A 16,001-nucleotide genomic window follows, 5' to 3' on the forward strand; every position below is an offset into this window, starting at 1 on the left:
CGTGCCCCTCGGCGCAACCCTGATGCTGCGCGGGCCTGGGAGGCGGGCTGGAGCGTCATCTCGGTCTGCCGGCAACTCTCACGGCCCGGGATCGGCCCCCTCCTCTCAGCGCCCTGCCAGCGCGTGCTGGAGCGCCTGGACGGCTGCCAAGGTCGGGGGCCGGACGCGGTTGCCGTAGATCATCCTCAGGAAGGTGACCCAGTCACGCTCCGCGGCACTGAGCTCGGACCGATCATCGGGCAATGTGAACCCATGCATCCCGGGTCTCCTACTGGCCGAAGATGGCGCGCAGGGCGCTGCGCGCCCGCTTGGTGAGACGCGGATCGCTCTGCCCCGAGGCAGCCCGGATCTCCTCGAGCCACGCCACCTCGTTCTCCGTCACCAGCGTGCCGAAGATCGCCTCGACCGCAGCCTTCTGGGTCTCGAAGCCATGCTGCTCGAGCGCCAGCAGGTAGAGATGCCGGGGGTCGGTCTGCAGGGCTGTGGCGAGGGCGGGAATGCGGTCGAGCGCCACCTTGGTGGCGCCCGACTTGATCATCGACAGGTAATTGGCGTTCGTGAAGCCAGCTGCCGTCGCGATGTCGCGTTGCGATATGCCGGGCGCGAGTTCGATGATCCGTCTGGTCACGAAACGCGCCAACTGGCTGTTCTCATGCGGGTAGGATTTTCTGGGCATCGGGAAGTCCCTTAACACAGCGTAATTGCTGATAGTTTTATTATAGCAATGGCGCTGCTGGACTGCTCAGGCTTCCCTGAATTTCTCCTTATTCAGTGATATTGGGTTTCGACAAGCCGGAGCTTAACCTCCCACGAACGGATCATCCTCTTCGAGCAGGTCCATCTCGTCGCGAATTCTCGGCCAGGCCTTGCGCAGGCTTTCCCCGGTCCAGTTCACAGTGATGCCGGAGCAATTCACCACTTTCACGATGCCCGCAGCAGAGAGTGCGTGGGCACGCTCGCCATAGGTCATGTCCCGAGCGCCCTTCACCTTGCAGAGGCATTTCGCCGCGGCATGGATATTGTCATGGTCGCGCAGACGCGCGGTGATCGCGCCGCGCCCACGCTGTTCGGGCGTGAGAGCGCCCGAAACCTTCTGCGTCCGACGCCTGGACTTCTGAGCCGAGCTCTTCGCCGCTCCCTCGCCCTGAGCTTTTTCCACCGCCCGGCAAAGTTTCACTTGCGTCATCAAGCCTTCATCGACCGTATAGATCTTGACGCCCAGTTCTTGCAGCCTTGGAATGTCGTCCAGCCGCCGGGTGAGGCGGCTTGCGTTCAGGACCAACAATGCTGCGTTTGCCTCCTTGGCCGCATGAACGGCATCCTGCAGACCGGGGCGCGACAAGATGCCTTGGCGATACGCCGACTTCGTGTCCTCATGGACGCTCAGGATCTCCATGTAGTTTCGACTGGCATGTTTCTTGATGGCTTCAAGCTGCTGATCCAAGCTTGGGCCGTCGGCCTGCGGCTTCGTCGAGACCCTGATATAGGCGACGACTTTTCGGCGCGACGTCTTTCTAGGAATCTCGAGTTTATCGGTCCAGAGCATCGGCTTTAACTCTCTGTGATGCATGAGGAAGTCCTACGGGCGTGGAGGTGGTAGGTTCTGGTTTAGCGGCGCGGCCCCGATACAAGTGATCCAAGAAAGTGGGATGGCTGTTTCAGGTCACTTGGATCACTTGGATCGAGCTCAGCGCTCGAGGGCGGGCCCGGCTTTGCTCGGCGGGTGGGTCTCCCCCTCGGGACGCATGACCTGGCGCGAGACGGCATAGACCCGCGGCTGCCTGGGCCCCTGCCGGGACAGCCGATACTGCAGGGTGCCCGAGTTGCAGTGCAGCAACCCCAACCTTTTCAGGTGGCGTGCCGCGCTGATGGGGTCGAGGCCTTCATGGATCTCGCGCCAGACCGCCGGCCGGAGGTAGAAGAACCGGTCATCCTGCCAGCCGGTCTCGTCGTTCCCGCCCCCGGCAAGGCTGGCGAGTTTCGGGCCGGCGGTTTCGAGGAAGCTGCGGAGGCGCCGCATGCTGGCACCCTCGTCGAGCGTGTCGCCAGGGGCGCGCAGCGTGGCGTTCGCCAGCGACGCCATCGCACGCACGGCGCTCTCCCGCTGCCAGCCGGTGATCCCCCAACGGGTCGCCAGGGTGCCGGCAAGCGCGGCCAGGGCGAAGCGTTCGAGCACCAGGGGGGTGCGAGCCTCGGTGCGGATGCCCTCCGGGAGCCGCACCGCGCGGACGAAGTTATCCAGGATGCTCTGCATTGCCGCCGTCTTGTCGAGCCGCGTCAGCATCTCCTCGACGAAGCGGGGGCCGGCATGTCCGCCATGCGCCGCCGCGGTTTCGGCCAGAGCTCCCCAGGGGCTGGCGCCGTCAAGCTGGCTGGAGTCGGCCTGGTTCGGCGACCCCGGCAACGGGAGGTCGACCAGCAGGTCGCAGTCTACGGCCTGGCCAGCGTCCCTCCGCGCCAGGGGGGCCTTCAAGGGGCGCGTGCCGGTGCTCAGGATCGCACCGCGCCAGCGGCGCGGCTTTGATCCCCTGGTGCCACCGCCCATCCCCCGCAGCCGCCGCAGGAGCGTGGTGCGCTCGGCGGGAGCCGCGTCCTCCAGGCCCTCGAGCGCCAGCAAGCTGTCGCGGCGGGTTGCCAGCAGGGCCTCGGCAGCCGGGGCGGCATCGCGCCAGGGCGTGATCAGGGGCGGCCCGCCCCAGACGGACGTGGCAATGCGCAGGAGGTCCGCGCGCGCAACCGCGGTCCCACCGCAGAGGTGGAACCCGCCGCTCGCGAGGCCCAGCGGCTGCAGCAGCGGACCCGCGAACGCCTGGCACAGGGCCAGCATGGCGAGCGGATCGCCCTCTGCCTTGGCCGCGACCGCGAGGCGCCAGGTATCGAAGCTGCCACGCGATGCTGCCGCCTGGACCGTCGCCGGTGCGAGCTCGGGCATGAGCGTGTCGATCGTGCCCAGCGAGCGACCGCCGGTGGTCAGATACGATCCTGCCGCGCACCATCCGCAGGCCCGGGCCAGCGCCACGCGCCGCCCGACCCGCCACCGGCGGACCAACTTCGCAACCAAGGCCTCGCTGGCCGGGTCCTTAGCGATCTCTCCCCCTCCGCTACGCAGGGCCGCGGCGATCCCGCCCGGGGGGCCAGTGAGCACCTCCGCTTCCACGACCACGCGATTGACGCCCCCGCTCGAGCGCGGGACATCCACCAGGCGGCCCCAGTCGTCGTCTTCGGGCCGGCGGCACAGCGCCACGACCCAAAGCGGTCCACAGATGCGCCAGGGCAGGCAGGCGTCTCCGTCGGTGTCGATGCTGGCCCAGACCCCATCCTCCTGGGGTGCGAAGCCCGCCGGCCGTCCTTCCTCGGCTTTGGGCGAATAGGGAGGCGATGCGGTAGGGAGCGCGAGGCCGAGCGGGCTGGAAACGATCGTCGTCATCTGGCGTGTGGTCCGAAGCTGATAGCGCATCAGCGAGCGGTCAGAGGCAACTTGCCCCAACACGTAGTATATAGCGGGCTGGCACGAGGGATGCGGTTAGAACATTTGCCTCCGTCGGAACCGTCCGGCCACACAGGCTGCGGGCAACGCTGAGGCAGATGAGTTGGCTCTCGATTATGGCGATCGTCACCTCGGATCGACCGAGCACGGAGTCCTCAGCTGAACAGTAGTTCGGCGGTTGAAGGAAGGGGTCAGCCGTCCAACTCATCAGGGGGCATCTGGCAGATTGCCCGGGCTCGCGCCTTGATGGAAACGTCGCCGTAATTGTCCCCGGCGGTTCTGCCGGCATGACCGCAGATGGCGTCAGCGACCCGGTCTGATATTCCCACTTCCCGCGCGACCGTCTTGAACCGGTGCCGCCAAGCATGGTTCGGCTGCACTCCAGACGGGACAAGGTTCGCCTTGCGCAGCCACGCGGCAATACGGTTCCCTTGGTGTTCCGCCTTGTCGAGGCGCACCTCGTCGGCTTTGGCGATATAGAACAGCGCCCCGTCGGGCGCCTCGGCCACGAATTCGGGAAAGCCAAGCTCGACGAGCTGCGGGTGCAACGGCACATCCCGGTAATGCCCGGTCTTGATCGTGCCGGCCTCGGGCGACAACCGCAGAACGTGAATGCCGTCCTCCTGCCTGAGGTCGGACTTTCGGAGCTGCATGATCTCGGTGATCCGCGCACCGGTATGCGCTGCCAGGATGGGTCCCCACCGTCGTGCCGCGGTCGTGCTCGGCGCTTCGCGCACGCGGCCATGTTCTACGGCGGGTGCATGTGCGCGTGAGTAGGAGAGGATCGTCTGCGCCTCGAGGTCGGTGTATCCCTTCGATCGGCTGCGCACTTCCTTCGCAGCCCGCTGGCGCACCTTGTCGACCGGGTTCTCGGCGATCCGGTCTTCCGAGACGGCCCAGTTGAACGCTGCGCGGACCGCGCCGAGGTAAGTCTCGCTTACGGTCTTTGCCGAGCGCGTGGTGGCTATCTCGTCGCGCCAGGCGATCATGTTCTGCCTGGTGATGCGGCGAGCGTCGTCATGGCGAAGAAACCTGCGCAGATTGTCGTAGACTGCCCGCCAGTTCCTGATCGTGCGCGGGGAGCGCCCCAAGGTCGCCAAGTGGTCGAGGTAATCCTCGAACAGGTGCCGCAGCGGTATGGGCGGCTCTTCGTCGTGTGCAAGCACACCATCGCGAAGCATGGGGTGCACGGGTGTGCCCGTCAAATCCCCTTCGTCACGCTCGACCAGGCGCGAGAGCGCCTCGTATTCGGAAATGCAGAGAGTCATTGCCAAGCCGCGCCAGGCGGGTGTGCCGTGCTCAACGGTGGTGTTGCCGATCTTCCGGAAGTGCTCGATTCGGTGACCGACAAGTTCTTCAAGCTCGGCGTTGGTGGCCAACCCTGCCATGCCGGCACGAAGCGTGGCGACATAGCGGTCGTCTATCCCCATCGACGCATAGGCGGGCAACTCTGTTCGCGCGCGCGCGTCCTGCTGCAAGCGATCAATGTAGTTGCGAAGGGCTATCTGCGCGTCGGAAAGGGGATAGCGTCCCGGGGTCTCGGGTATGCCTTGAGCTTCCGCGGCCCGCCGTTCGGCTGCGGTAATTTTCTGCATCAGCTCCGCAACCGCTATCGGGTGCTTTCTGAGTGCCATGCGCCGGTCCGGGCCGAGCGGCTTTCGCAGCTCGCGCTTGCCGTCGAGGTAGGGGCGAAGGGGTGCCGGCACCGTGAGGCGGGCAAAATACCGACCGTTGCGCTCGAGGAAGTGGCGGGGATTGCGGCCCATCCAGAACACCCAGTTGTAACGCCGTTTGTAACAGCGAAATGGGTGATCGCCCTGCAATGCAAGCGACTTGTTTGTGATCAGGGGGTTGAGGTGGTGCTGCTGGACAGGATTGAACTGTCGACCTCTCCCTTACCAAGGGAGTGCTCTACCACTGAGCTACAGCAGCCCGCGCCATCGGCGGTGTGGGCGCGTCTCTACTGACAATCCCGGAAGGGTGCAAGGGCAATCTGGACGGTTTTTTGCGCCTCCTGTAGAGGGGGGCCATGGAGCGCAAACCAGACACCCCGAAAGCGCCGAAACCGGACCGCGAAACGCGGCTGAAGGCGGCGCTCAAGGCCAATCTCGGCCGCCGCAAGGCGCAGGCCAAGGCGCGCGAGGCGAAGCCGGGCGACGGGGATCAAGCGGGCAAGGACAGGTAAGACATGGATTCGATCGTCGTCACCGGAAACGGCTCGCTGAAGGGCCAAATCCCGATTGCGGGGGCCAAGAACGCGTGTCTCACGCTGATGCCGGCCACGCTGCTCACCGAGGAGCCGCTGACCCTCACCAACGCGCCGCGGCTGTCCGACATCCGCACCATGACGGAGCTTCTGCGCTCGCTCGGCTCCGAAGTGTCGAGCCTGCAGGACGGCAAGGTGATCGCGATGTCGAGCCACGCCCTGACCAGCCACCGGGCGGAATACGACATCGTGCGCAAGATGCGCGCCTCGATCCTCGTGCTGGGGCCGCTGCTGGCCCGCGACGGCCATGCCGAGGTGTCGCTGCCCGGCGGCTGCGCCATCGGGGCGCGGCCGGTGGACCTGCATCTGCGGGCGCTCGAGGCGCTGGGCGCGGAGCTCGACCTGCGCGACGGCTACGTCTTCGCCAAGGCGCCCCCGGGCGGGCTGAAGGGCGGGGTGATCCGCTTCCCGCTGGTCTCGGTGGGCGCCACCGAGAATGCGCTGATGGCCGCCACGCTGGCCCGCGGCACCACGGTGATCGAGAATGCCGCCCGCGAGCCCGAGATCGTCGACCTCGCCGATTGCCTGCGCAAGATGGGCGCGCGGATCGAGGGCGACGGCACGCACACGATCACCATCGAGGGCGTCGACCGGCTGAGCGGTGCCACCCACCGGGTGGTCACCGACCGCATCGAGCTCGGCACCTACATGCTGGCCCCGGCCATCGCCGGCGGCGAGGTCGAGTGCCTGGGCGGCCGCATCGACCTCGTGGGCTCGTTCTGCGAGGTGCTGGACCGCGCCGGGATCGATATCGAGGAGACCGCGGCCGGGCTCAAGGTGCGCCGCCGCGAGGACCGGGTGCGCGCGGTCAACGTCACCACCGAGCCGTTCCCGGGCTTCCCGACCGACCTGCAGGCGCAGATGATGGCGCTGCTGAGCATCGCCGAGGGCACGTCGGTGCTTGAAGAGAAGATTTTCGAGAACAGGTTCATGCACGCGCCCGAACTGATGCGGATGGGCGCCCGGATCGACGTGTCCGGGGGGACGGCCAAGGTGCATGGTGTCGACACCCTCAAGGGCGCGCCGGTGATGGCCACCGATCTGCGGGCCAGCGTCTCGCTGATCCTGGCCGGTCTTGCGGCAAAGGGAGAAACCATCGTGAACCGGGTCTACCACCTCGATCGCGGCTACGAACACGTGGTGGCGAAACTGTCCAGCGTCGGCGCCAAGATCGAGCGGGTGCACGGGCAATGAGTGCAGATGCCCGGTTCGAGGATGCCGCGCCGCGCGCGGTCTATCTCGGCGCCATGGATGCCGACGACCTGACCGTGCTCTCGGCGCTGGTGCAGGATGCCGTGCTGCCGGCCTCCGAGATCTCCTGGCGTCCGCGCGAGCGGCGGCTGGCCTTCCTGGTCAACCGGCCGCGCCGCGAGGAGCGGCGCGGCGTCCAGCCCGAGCGCGTGCAATCGGTCATGGTGGTCGAGAACGCGCTCTCGGTGGCGAGCCAGGGCGTGCCGAAGGGCGACGCCGACACCGTGCTGCAGATCCTCGCAGTGACCTTCGCGCCCGGGCCCGACGCTTCCGGCCATGTCGAGATCACCCTGGCCGGCGACGGCGCGATCCGCGTCGAGGTCGAGGCGCTCGAGGTCACGCTCAAGGATGTCACGCGGCCCTACCAGGCGCCGGCCGGACGGCTGCCCGAGCACCCGGAATGAGCCGCGTCACCGTGGCGGCGGCGGCCTATCCGCTGGACTTCCTCGACGGCTGGACCGCCTACGAGGACAAGCTTTCGCGCTGGGTGGCGGAGGCCGCCGGGGCCGGGGCCGAGCTGCTGGTCTTTCCCGAATACGGCGCGATGGAGCTGGCGACGCTGGCCGGCGCCGAGGTCGCGGGCGATCTCGAGGCCTCGCTGCGCGCGGTCTCGGATCGGGTGCCAGAGGCCGATGCCCTGCATGCCCGGCTGGCGGCGGCGCACGGCGTCCACATCCTCGCCGCCTCGGCGCCGGTCTTCGACGCCGATCTCGGAACCCGGCCGGTGAACCGGGCCCGGCTCTTCGCGCCCTCGGGCGCGGTCGGGCACCAGGACAAGCAGATCATGACCCGCTTCGAGCGCGAGGAATGGGGCGTCGTGGGCGGCGGGCCACTGCGGCTCTTCGACACCGTGCTGGGGCGGATCGGCATCCTGATCTGCTACGATTCGGAATACCCGCTGCTGGGGCGGGCGCTGGCCGAGGCCGACCTGATCCTCGTGCCGTCCTGCACCGAGGCGCTGGCGGGCTACAGCCGGGTCCGCATCGGCGCCATGGCGCGCGCCCTCGAGCAGCAATGCGTGACGGTGATGGCCTCCACCACCGGCGCCGCGGACTGGTCCGAGGCGGTGGACACCAATTGCGGCCGCGGCGGCGTCTTCGGCCCGCCCGATACCGGCTTTCCGCCCACCGGGGTGCTGGCCGAGGGCGGGCTCGACGTGCCGGGCTGGACCTATGCCGAGGTCGACCTGGCGCGGATCGGCGAGGTGCGGCGCGGCGGCGTGGTGCTGAACCGCGCGCATTGGGACGACCAGGCCGGGCGCGACGGCGCACCGGAGCGCGTGCGCCTGGGCTGAGCCGCCATATGCGGCGCTTTTGCACTTGAACATTCCGCGCAATGTGCCATCTAAGGGGGGTTGCAGGGGTGGTGCGATGCACCGGCCCGTTTCCGCAATTCAGGAGAGACCATGGCCAAGGAAGATACGCTCGAATTTCCCGGTGTCGTAAAGGAACTCCTGCCGAACGCGACGTTCCGGGTCGAGCTTGAAAACGGCCATGAGATCATCGCGCATACGGCAGGCAAGATGCGCAAGAACCGCATCCGGGTTCTGGCCGGCGACAAGGTTCAGGTGGAGATGACGCCCTACGATCTGACCAAGGGCCGCATCAACTACCGCTTCAAGTAAGTCGCGCTGCGGCGCGCTGTCGAAGGGGCCCCTCGGGCCCCTTTCCCATGTCCGGAGGTTGACGCTGTGAAACTGGTTCTCGGATCCGGCTCGCCGCGCCGCCGCGCCCTGCTCGCCGAGCTTGGGCTGGCGCCCGACGCCGTCCGCGCCCCCGATATCGACGAGACGCCGGGCCGCGGCGAGCTGCCCAAGCCCTATTGCGAGCGCATGGCACGCGAGAAGGCCCTGGCGGTGCCGGCCGAGGCCGACGAGGTCGTGCTGGCGGCCGACACCACCGTGGCGCTGGGCCGGCGCATCCTCGGCAAGCCCGCCGACGTCGCCGAGGCCGAGAGCTTCCTGCGCGCCCTGGCCGGGCGGCGGCACCGGGTGATCACCGCCGTGGCGGTGCGCCGCGGCGACCGGCTCTGGGAGCGTTCGGTGGTCACCCAGGTGAAGATGAAGCGGCTCTCCGAGGCCGAGCTGCGCGGCTACCTCGCCACCGGCGACTGGCAGGGCAAGGCCGGGGGCTACGGCATCCAGGGCCCGGCCGGGGCGCTGATCCCGTGGATCGAGGGCAGCTTCACCGCCGTGGTCGGCCTGCCGCTGGCCGAGACCGCGCATCTGCTCGACGCGGCCGGTCTACCGGTCTGGAAGGCGGCGGCATGAAGGGGGTGACCATTGCGCTCGATCAGCTGGGCGGCCGCGAGGCGGCGGCGCTGATCGTCGACGGCCAGCTCGAGGATCTGTTCCTCGACCGCGACGCGGCGCTGCCCGGCACCATCTACCGCGCCGTGGCCGGGCGGCCGATGAAGGGGCAGGGCGGGCTGTTTCTCGACACGCCCGACGGTCCCGCCTATCTGCGCCAGCTCAAGGGCATCGCCCCGGGCCAGCGGCTGATCGTGCAGGCCACCGGCTATGCCGAGCCCGGCAAGGCGATCCCGGTCACCCAGAAGGTGCTCTTCAAGAGCCGCTACGCCATCGTCACCCCCGAGGCCCCGGGCATCAACATCTCCCGCGGCATCCGCGACGAGGAGCTGCGCGACGAGCTTCTGGGCCTCGCCCGCGACGTCATGGAGGGCGGCGCCGAGGGCTACGGGCTGATCCTGCGCTCCTCCTGCGCCGAGGCCGATGCCGCCGACATCGCCGAGGACGTGGCCGAGATGGCGGCGCTGGCCGCCCAGGTCATGGCCGACCGCGACGGCCCGGCCGAGCTTTTGGTCGACGGCGATGCCGCGCATGCCCGGGCCTGGCGCGAATGGACCATGCCGGCAGAGGTCGACAGCGCCCCCGGCGCCTTCGAGCGGCAGGGCGTGGCCGAGGCGCTGGAGGCGCTGACGCGGCCGCTGGTGGACCTGCCCGGCGGCGCCTCGATGGCGGTGGAGCTGACCCGCGCGCTGGTGGCGGTCGACGTCAATACCGGCGGCGACACCTCGCCCGCGGCGGGGCTCAAGGCCACCATCGCGGCGCTCCGCGACCTGCCGCGCCAGCTCCGCCTGCGCGGTCTGGGTGGCGTCGTCACCGTCGATCCGGCGCCGTTCCCCAAGAAGGAGCGCCGGCAGGTCGAGACGGTGCTGAAGGCGGCGCTGAAGGCCGACAGCGTCGAGACGATCTTCGCCGGCTGGACGCCGATGGGCAATATCGAGCTGCAGCGCAAGCGCGACCGCCCGGCGCTGGCCGAGGTGCTGCGATGAGCTGCCCGATCTGCGGCAAGCCCACCGCGGCGGCGGTGCGGCCGTTCTGCTCGAAACGCTGCGCCGATGTCGATCTGGCGAAATGGATGACCGGCGCCTACGCGATCCCGTCCGAGGATCCGGAAGAGGCCGAGGAGGCGCTGGACGAGATCATGCGCCGCATCGACGAGGACAAGCCGCACTAGCCTGCGCCTGCCTCACCGGCGCGGCAGGGCCCCGGGGCGGCGCTGCGCCGCCCTAGTCGTTCTTGTAGACCGCGCAGACGCAGCCCTGGGCCCGCAGCCGGTCGCAGAGCGCATGCGCGTCGCCCGCGCTCTTGGCGCCGAGCCGCGCCATGTAGTAGCGCTTGCGCCCCGAAACCCGATTGCGCACCGGCACGATGTCGAGCTGGCGGCCCTGGATGCCGGCGCGGCAGGCCCGGCTGCGGGTCTCGAAGGCGGAGCGCGCCGCCGCCTCGCTGAGCCCGTAGGCCAGCTGCACGCCGAAGGGCGCGCGGGCCGGCGCCGGCGGCTTGTAGCGGGTCAGGCGGCGGTTCTGCGCCAGGTCGCGGCAGGCCTCCTGGAACGGCATGTCGCCCTGCAACCGGAAATCGCGGGTCTCGGGCGGCGCGTCGCGCCAGGTCTCGGCCGAGAGCCCGGTGATGATCCTGACGTAATCGATGGTTTCCTGCGCCAGCCCGGCGCGCCGGGCGATCAGCCCCTCGGCGCGTTTCTCGCCGCCATTGTAGCCCACCGCGGCGAGTCCCTGGTTGCCGTAGCGCCGAGTCATCTCGCCCAGGTAATGCGCCGAATGCTCCAGCGCCTCGGCCGGGTTGTAGCTGTCGGCGAGGCCGCGCAGGTAGGCTGTCGAATCGATGAACTGGGCGATACCGCGGGCATTGGCGTGGCTGAGCGCGTTCGGGTCGAAGCGGCTTTCCTGCCAGATCAGCCGCGCGAAGAAGCCGGGATCGAGCGCGTGCACGGCCGCGAAATGCTCGATCGCCTGGCAGGTGTCGTAGACGAAATGCGACGGCCGGATGCACTGCACCTGGCTCCATTTCCCGGTCGAGCACAGGGTGCCGGGCTCCGGCGCGCCGGCCAGCGCGGGCAGCGGCGGGATCAGCACGAGCAGGAGGAACAGAACCCGGAGCATGGCGCGAGGATAGAGCGCGCGCCCCCGGCGCCGTCAACGGACCTTTCCCTCGGCCCGGATCGCGATTAGGTGAACCCTATCCCGAGGCCAAGCTCCGCGAGGCGCCCATGTCCTTTTTCGGCAAGCTCAAGAACCGGTTGTTCAAATCCTCCTCGAAGATCGAGGAGGGGCTGGACGCCATCGTGGAGGAGGGCGGCAGCGCCGATCCCGCCGACACGCCACCCGCCCGTCCCGACCTGCCCGACAGCCCGCAGGTGCCCGATCCGGGCCCCGACGTGACGCCGCCGCCGGCGCCCAGCCCGGGCCGGCCCGAGACGCCGCCGGAAACCCCGCCGGCGCCGCCGAACGAGGCCCCGGTGCCCGGCGATCCGGCGCCCGACCTGCCGCCCGGGCCGGCCCCGGATCCCGGCCCCTCGGACCTGCCGCCCGCCGATCCGGTGCCGCAGCGCCCGTCCGAGGCGGTGCCGCTGGCGCCGCTCGAAATCCCGCAGAGCGACCTGCCCGCGGCGCCCGAGACGCCGCAGGAGCTGCCCGACGGCCCGGCGCCCGAGGAGCGCCGCGGCGGCCTGATGGGGCGGCTCTTCGGGCGCGGGCCGGCCGAGGCGCCGGTGATGCGCCGGGCGCTCGACGACGACATGCTGGAAAGCCTGGAGGAGCTGCTGATCAGCGCCGATATGGGCGTCGACACGGCGCTCCGGGTGACCGCTAACATGGCCCAAGGACGGATGGGCTGGCGCCTGTCCACCCGCGAGATCAAGGAATTGCTGTCGCAGGAGATCGCCCGGATCATGGAGCCGGTGGCCAGGCCGCTGCCGCTCTACCCTTCGAAACCGCAGGTGGTGCTGGTGGTCGGCGTCAACGGCTCGGGCAAGACCACCACCATCGGCAAGCTCGCCAGCCAGTTCCGCGCCGCCGGCAAGTCGGTGGTGATCGCCGCCGGGGACACCTTCCGCGCCGCCGCCGTCGAACAGCTGCAAATCTGGGGCGACCGTGCCGGGGTGCCGGTGCTGACCGCGCCCGAGGGCTCGGACCCGGCCAGCCTGGCCTGGGACGCCATGGCCAAGGCGCAAGCCGACGGCGCCGACCTGCTGATGATCGACACCGCGGGCCGGCTGCAGAACCGTCAGGACCTGATGGAGGAACTGGCCAAGATCGTGCGCGTCATCCGCAAGAAGGATCCCGAGGCGCCGCACAACACGCTGCTGGTGCTCGACGCCACCACCGGGCAGAACGCGCTGAGCCAGGTCGAGACCTTCCGCAAGCTGGCCGATGTCTCGGGCCTGGTGATGACCAAGCTCGACGGCACCGCCAAGGGCGGCGTGCTGGTGGCGCTGGCCGACAAGTTCGGCCTGCCGATCCATGCCATCGGCGTCGGCGAGCAGATCGACGACCTCGCCCCCTTCGATCCCGAGGAGTTCGCCGCCGCGTTGACCGGTCTCGAGGCGTGAGGCCGGGCTACCGCTCGGCCGGGCCGCGCTCCTCGACCTTGTCGTCGTCGCTGCGGGCGAACTTGCGCAGCAGCCACAGCACCACCAGCCCGAGCAGGGTGGCGAGCGAGGCCAGCGGGATGTTCCCGGTGCCGCAGGCCAGCCCCACCGCGCCCGCCATCCACATGCCGGCGCCGGTGGTCAGTCCGCGCACCCGGGCGCCCTGGGTGATGATCGATCCGGCGGCGAGGAAGGCCACGCCCTGGGTCACCGCCTCGATCACCCGGATGGGATCGGTGCGCAGCGAATCCTGGTCGTTCTCGGGCAGGTCCATCAGGTCGAAGGCGATCAGCGTGAACAGGCAGGCGGCGAGCGAGATCAGGATGTGGGTGCGCAGCCCTGCCGGCTTGTCCCGGGCCTCGCGTTCCCAGCCCAGAATCGCGCCCAGCACGATGGCGCAGATCAGCCGCAGCGCCGTGACATCGAGCGGCGTGGCCGAGAAGGCCGACAGCAATTCGTTCTGGATGAGTTCCTGCATGATCCTTTCACGATCCCTCGTATCCTCCGTCGACACATACCGAACGCGGCATGCGGGGCAGGGTTTCCTTGTCGCCCGGCGGGCCTGCGGGGCGTCGGCATGAGCGACTGGATCGTCGGGCTCGAGGGCACCGAGGCGGGGCATCGCGCGGCGATGATGCTGGCGCTTCTGGCAGCGTTGCTGCACGCCGTCTTCGGCGCGCTGCAGAAGGGCAAGCACGATCCCTGGCTGTCGCGCGGCGCCATCGATCTCAGCTACGGGCTGATGGCGGCGCCCTTCGCGCTCTTCGTGGTGCCCTGGCCCGAGCCGCATCTCTGGCCGATCCTTGCCGGGGCCTTCGGCATCCACATCGTCTACAAGGTGCTGCAGGCGCTGGCCTATACCCGCGGGGCCTACACCGTGGTCTATCCGGTGGTGCGCGGCACCGGGCCGCTCTTCACGGTGATCGGCGCCTACCTGATCTTCGGCGAGACCTTCAACGGCGTGCAATGGCTCGGCGTCGCGGTGCTGCTGTCGGGGATCTTCGGGCTCGCGGTCTACAACTACATCTTCCTGACCGACAACCGCGCCACTCTGGGCCCGGCGCTGGCCTTCGCGGTGGCCACGGGGCTCTTCGTGGCGCTCTACACGACCTATGACGCCTACGGCATCCGCGCGACCGCCAACCCCTTCACCTTCCTGGCCTGGTTCTTCCTGATCGACAGCATCGCCATGCCGCCGGTCGCGGCCTGGCGCTGGTGGCACATGGCGGAGCGCCCGCCGCTCGGGCCGCTGGCGGTGCGCGGGGTGATCGGCGGCGTCGTCGCCTTCTTCAGCTTCGGCTCGGTGATGATGGCGACCCGGCTCGACAAGGTCGGCGAGGCGGCGGTGCTGCGCGAGACCTCGACGGTCTTCGCCGCGCTGATCGGCTGGCTGGCGCTGAAGGAGACGGTGGGGCCGCGCCGCATCATGCTGATGGCGCTGATCGCGCTCGGCGCGGTGATCGTTGAGATGGGCGGCTAGATCGCCCATATCAGGCGGAACCGATGCAGAAGGGGGCCGGATGGCACGTCGCGAGATCAATCCCACGGTGAAGACGGCGCTCGAACTGGGGCCGGTGCTGGCCTTCTTCGTGGCCTACCTGTTTCTGAAGGACGGCACCTACCAGATCGCCGGCGAGGCCTATTCCGGTTTCATCCTGGTCACCGCGGGCTTCATCCCGGTGCTGATCCTGGCGACGCTCGCCCTGTGGCGCCTGACCGGCCATCTGAGCCGCATGCAGGTGGTGACGCTGGTCCTCGTGGTGGTGTTCGGCGGGCTCTCGGTCTGGCTCAACGACGACCGCTTCTTCAAGATGAAGCCGACGCTGATCTACCTGCTCTTCGGCGGCATCCTGGGCATCGGGCTGCTGCGCGGCCAGAGCTACCTGCGCTACGTCATGGAGGGGCTGGTGCCGCTCGAGCCCGAGGGCTGGCTGGTGCTGACGCGCCGCGTCACCGTGCTCTTCTTCGCCCTGGCCCTCGCCAACGAGGCGGTCTGGCGCACCATGTCGACCGAGGCCTGGGTCTATTTCAAGACCTTCGGCCTGACCGCGGCGCTCTTCGTCTTCTTCCTGTTCCAGGGCGGGCTGTTCCGCCGCTACGGCACCGGCGACGACCGCGCCTGAGCCGTGTCCCGGCCGCCGCGCCTAGCGGCGGTCGAGCTTGGTCGAGAGGTGGATCAGGCTCTCCGAGCTCTTCACCCCCTTGGCCTCGCCCACCGCGTCGAGCGTGCGGTCGAGATCCTCGGTGGTCTCGGCCGCGACCTCGAGGATCATGTCGACCCGTCCGGTGGTGGTATGGGCGGCGATCACCCCCGGCAGGCCGCGCAGCCGCGCCAGCACCGCCGCGCCGGCCCGGGGCTCCACCGCCACCAGAACCGTGGCGCGCAATGCCGGCCGCAGCCCCGGACCGGCGCGCAACGTGTAGCCGGCGATCATGCCGCTGGCCTCCAGCCGCTCGATCCGCGCCTGCACCGTGGTCCGCGCGAGGCCCAGCCGCCGCGCCAGCGTGGCGACCGGGCGGCGGGCATCCTCGGCCAGGGCGGAAAGCAGGGCGCGGTCGGTTTCGTCCATATGTCGGCTCGCATCGTCGATCTGCCCGAAATGTCGCGCAAATCGCAGCAAGTGCCCAGAGAAATCGGCGCCTTTCCGCCTCACCATTCCCGTGAGGCAGAGAACGAGGCAGCCATGACACATCCCCGCACGGCAACCGACGATCCCGTGGCCTATCTGGTCCGGCACCGCCCGGACCGGCCGGTCTTCTTCTTCAGCCCCACCGCGCTGGCGCGGAGCGCGGCGCGGTTCCGGGCGGGCTTTCCCGGCCAGGTGACCTACGCGGTCAAGGCCAACCCGGCGCCGGAAGTGCTGTCGGGGCTGAGCGCGGCGGGCCTCGAGGCCTTCGACGTGGCCTCGCCCGAGGAGATGCGCGCGGTGCGCCGCGTGGCCCCGGCGGCGCGGCTGCACTACCACAACCCGGTGCGCTCCCCCGACGAGATCGCCGCCGCCCGCCGCTTCGGCATCGCCTCGTGGTCGGTCGACCGGGCCAGCGAACTCGAGAAGCTCGCCGGGCTGCCGCGCGGCAGCGAGAT

At 69.3% G+C, this 16,001-nt stretch carries 18 protein-coding genes, 1 tRNA gene and 1 pseudogene; 12 read left to right on the forward strand and 8 right to left on the reverse strand.

Translation table 11 applies throughout. The features are described 5' to 3' along the window. Nucleotides 1-268 precede the first annotated feature (268 nt). From ACXYMW_RS09680 to ACXYMW_RS09700, 5 genes are all read right to left on the reverse strand, one after another. Complete coding sequence (locus ACXYMW_RS09680; RefSeq protein ID WP_459035109.1) at nt 269-628, reverse strand: helix-turn-helix domain-containing protein; 360 nt, start codon at nt 626-628, stop codon at nt 269-271. A gap of 171 nt (nt 629-799) precedes the next feature. Then, on the reverse strand, nt 800-1,546 hold the full coding sequence (locus tag ACXYMW_RS09685; RefSeq protein ID WP_459035110.1) for a recombinase family protein: 747 nt from the start codon (nt 1,544-1,546) through the stop codon (nt 800-802). A 141-nt stretch (nt 1,547-1,687) separates the two neighbouring features. Continuing rightward, a complete protein-coding gene (locus ACXYMW_RS09690) occupies nt 1,688-3,457 on the reverse strand; it encodes a DUF927 domain-containing protein (RefSeq protein WP_459035111.1) in 1,770 nt (589 codons plus the stop codon). A gap of 221 nt (nt 3,458-3,678) precedes the next feature. Next, nucleotides 3,679-5,310, reverse strand: a complete 1,632-nt coding sequence (locus tag ACXYMW_RS09695) for a tyrosine-type recombinase/integrase (RefSeq protein WP_459035112.1) — start codon at nt 5,308-5,310, stop codon at nt 3,679-3,681. Between the two features lie 34 nt (nt 5,311-5,344). After that, nucleotides 5,345-5,419: transfer RNA gene (locus tag ACXYMW_RS09700), tRNA-Thr, on the reverse strand. Nucleotides 5,420-5,516: 97 nt separating this feature from the next. Between ACXYMW_RS09700 and ACXYMW_RS09705 the strand changes: the two genes are divergently transcribed. The 8 genes from ACXYMW_RS09705 to ACXYMW_RS09740 all read left to right on the forward strand — a co-directional run bounded on the left by ACXYMW_RS09705 (nt 5,517) and on the right by ACXYMW_RS09740 (nt 10,483). Further along, on the forward strand, nt 5,517-5,672 hold the full coding sequence (locus ACXYMW_RS09705; protein ID WP_459035113.1) for a hypothetical protein: 156 nt from the start codon (nt 5,517-5,519) through the stop codon (nt 5,670-5,672). Between the two features lie 3 nt (nt 5,673-5,675). After that, nucleotides 5,676-6,947, forward strand: coding sequence for a UDP-N-acetylglucosamine 1-carboxyvinyltransferase (murA, locus tag ACXYMW_RS09710; protein WP_459035114.1), 1,272 nt, complete (start codon nt 5,676-5,678; stop codon nt 6,945-6,947). Beyond that, complete coding sequence (locus ACXYMW_RS09715) at nt 6,944-7,408, forward strand: DUF2948 family protein (RefSeq protein WP_459035115.1); 465 nt, start codon at nt 6,944-6,946, stop codon at nt 7,406-7,408. Before murA ends, ACXYMW_RS09715 begins: the two co-directional genes overlap by 4 nt. Continuing rightward, a complete protein-coding gene (locus ACXYMW_RS09720; RefSeq protein WP_459035116.1) occupies nt 7,405-8,298 on the forward strand; it encodes a carbon-nitrogen hydrolase family protein in 894 nt (297 codons plus the stop codon). The genes ACXYMW_RS09715 and ACXYMW_RS09720 overlap by 4 nt, the downstream gene beginning before the upstream one ends. A 111-nt stretch (nt 8,299-8,409) precedes the next feature. Continuing rightward, nucleotides 8,410-8,628 (forward strand): translation initiation factor IF-1, encoded by a 219-nt coding sequence (gene infA / locus ACXYMW_RS09725; RefSeq protein ID WP_005978431.1) that lies wholly within the window; start codon nt 8,410-8,412, stop codon nt 8,626-8,628. A gap of 66 nt (nt 8,629-8,694) precedes the next feature. Then, nucleotides 8,695-9,273 (forward strand): Maf family protein, encoded by a 579-nt coding sequence (locus ACXYMW_RS09730; protein WP_459035117.1) that lies wholly within the window; start codon nt 8,695-8,697, stop codon nt 9,271-9,273. Then, a complete protein-coding gene (locus ACXYMW_RS09735) occupies nt 9,270-10,298 on the forward strand; it encodes a ribonuclease E/G (protein ID WP_459035118.1) in 1,029 nt (342 codons plus the stop codon). Before ACXYMW_RS09730 ends, ACXYMW_RS09735 begins: the two co-directional genes overlap by 4 nt. Continuing rightward, entirely contained in the window at nt 10,295-10,483 is a 189-nt protein-coding gene (locus ACXYMW_RS09740) for a DNA gyrase inhibitor YacG (protein ID WP_459035119.1), read from the forward strand. Before ACXYMW_RS09735 ends, ACXYMW_RS09740 begins: the two co-directional genes overlap by 4 nt. Before the next feature lie 52 nt (nt 10,484-10,535). On the opposite strand, the gene ACXYMW_RS09745 is transcribed toward ACXYMW_RS09740, so the two are convergent. Then, entirely contained in the window at nt 10,536-11,429 is an 894-nt protein-coding gene (locus ACXYMW_RS09745; RefSeq protein ID WP_459035120.1) for a lytic transglycosylase domain-containing protein, read from the reverse strand. A 107-nt stretch (nt 11,430-11,536) separates the two neighbouring features. Here ACXYMW_RS09745 and ftsY point away from each other — a divergent pair, with 107 nt between their 5' ends. Next, nucleotides 11,537-12,877 (forward strand): signal recognition particle-docking protein FtsY, encoded by a 1,341-nt coding sequence (gene ftsY, locus ACXYMW_RS09750; protein WP_459035121.1) that lies wholly within the window; start codon nt 11,537-11,539, stop codon nt 12,875-12,877. Between the two features lie 7 nt (nt 12,878-12,884). Here the strand turns inward: ftsY and ACXYMW_RS09755 are convergent, their stop codons facing one another. After that, entirely contained in the window at nt 12,885-13,394 is a 510-nt protein-coding gene (locus tag ACXYMW_RS09755) for an MgtC/SapB family protein (RefSeq protein WP_459035122.1), read from the reverse strand. A gap of 99 nt (nt 13,395-13,493) precedes the next feature. Here ACXYMW_RS09755 and ACXYMW_RS09760 point away from each other — a divergent pair, with 99 nt between their 5' ends. Then, on the forward strand, nt 13,494-14,396 hold the full coding sequence (locus tag ACXYMW_RS09760) for a DMT family transporter (RefSeq protein WP_459035123.1): 903 nt from the start codon (nt 13,494-13,496) through the stop codon (nt 14,394-14,396). A gap of 40 nt (nt 14,397-14,436) precedes the next feature. Further along, complete coding sequence (locus ACXYMW_RS09765; RefSeq protein WP_459035124.1) at nt 14,437-15,039, forward strand: inner membrane-spanning protein YciB; 603 nt, start codon at nt 14,437-14,439, stop codon at nt 15,037-15,039. A gap of 21 nt (nt 15,040-15,060) precedes the next feature. On the opposite strand, the gene ACXYMW_RS09770 is transcribed toward ACXYMW_RS09765, so the two are convergent. Continuing rightward, a complete protein-coding gene (locus ACXYMW_RS09770) occupies nt 15,061-15,486 on the reverse strand; it encodes an Lrp/AsnC family transcriptional regulator (protein WP_459035125.1) in 426 nt (141 codons plus the stop codon). Nucleotides 15,487-15,600: 114 nt separating this feature from the next. Here ACXYMW_RS09770 and ACXYMW_RS09775 point away from each other — a divergent pair. Then, nucleotides 15,601-16,001 (forward strand): annotated as a pseudogene (locus ACXYMW_RS09775) (type III PLP-dependent enzyme); the annotation flags it as partial.

It is taken from the genome of Roseivivax sp. CAU 1761 (assembly GCF_054482755.1).

Coding starts and splice junctions, on each gene's coding strand:
- infA (WP_005978431.1), top strand. CDS start 8,410: ATGGCCAAGGAAGATACGCTCGAATTTCCCGGTGTCGTAAAGGAACTC.
- ACXYMW_RS09715 (WP_459035115.1), top strand. CDS start 6,944: ATGAGTGCAGATGCCCGGTTCGAGGATGCCGCGCCGCGCGCGGTCTAT.
- ACXYMW_RS09760 (WP_459035123.1), top strand. CDS start 13,494: ATGAGCGACTGGATCGTCGGGCTCGAGGGCACCGAGGCGGGGCATCGC.
- ACXYMW_RS09690 (WP_459035111.1), bottom strand. CDS start 3,457: ATGCGCTATCAGCTTCGGACCACACGCCAGATGACGACGATCGTTTCC.
- ACXYMW_RS09765 (WP_459035124.1), top strand. CDS start 14,437: ATGGCACGTCGCGAGATCAATCCCACGGTGAAGACGGCGCTCGAACTG.
- ACXYMW_RS09745 (WP_459035120.1), bottom strand. CDS start 11,429: ATGCTCCGGGTTCTGTTCCTCCTGCTCGTGCTGATCCCGCCGCTGCCC.
- ACXYMW_RS09705 (WP_459035113.1), top strand. CDS start 5,517: ATGGAGCGCAAACCAGACACCCCGAAAGCGCCGAAACCGGACCGCGAA.
- murA (WP_459035114.1), top strand. CDS start 5,676: ATGGATTCGATCGTCGTCACCGGAAACGGCTCGCTGAAGGGCCAAATC.
- ACXYMW_RS09735 (WP_459035118.1), top strand. CDS start 9,270: ATGAAGGGGGTGACCATTGCGCTCGATCAGCTGGGCGGCCGCGAGGCG.
- ACXYMW_RS09720 (WP_459035116.1), top strand. CDS start 7,405: ATGAGCCGCGTCACCGTGGCGGCGGCGGCCTATCCGCTGGACTTCCTC.
- ACXYMW_RS09685 (WP_459035110.1), bottom strand. CDS start 1,546: ATGCTCTGGACCGATAAACTCGAGATTCCTAGAAAGACGTCGCGCCGA.
- ftsY (WP_459035121.1), top strand. CDS start 11,537: ATGTCCTTTTTCGGCAAGCTCAAGAACCGGTTGTTCAAATCCTCCTCG.
- ACXYMW_RS09755 (WP_459035122.1), bottom strand. CDS start 13,394: ATGCAGGAACTCATCCAGAACGAATTGCTGTCGGCCTTCTCGGCCACG.
- ACXYMW_RS09740 (WP_459035119.1), top strand. CDS start 10,295: ATGAGCTGCCCGATCTGCGGCAAGCCCACCGCGGCGGCGGTGCGGCCG.
- ACXYMW_RS09770 (WP_459035125.1), bottom strand. CDS start 15,486: ATGGACGAAACCGACCGCGCCCTGCTTTCCGCCCTGGCCGAGGATGCC.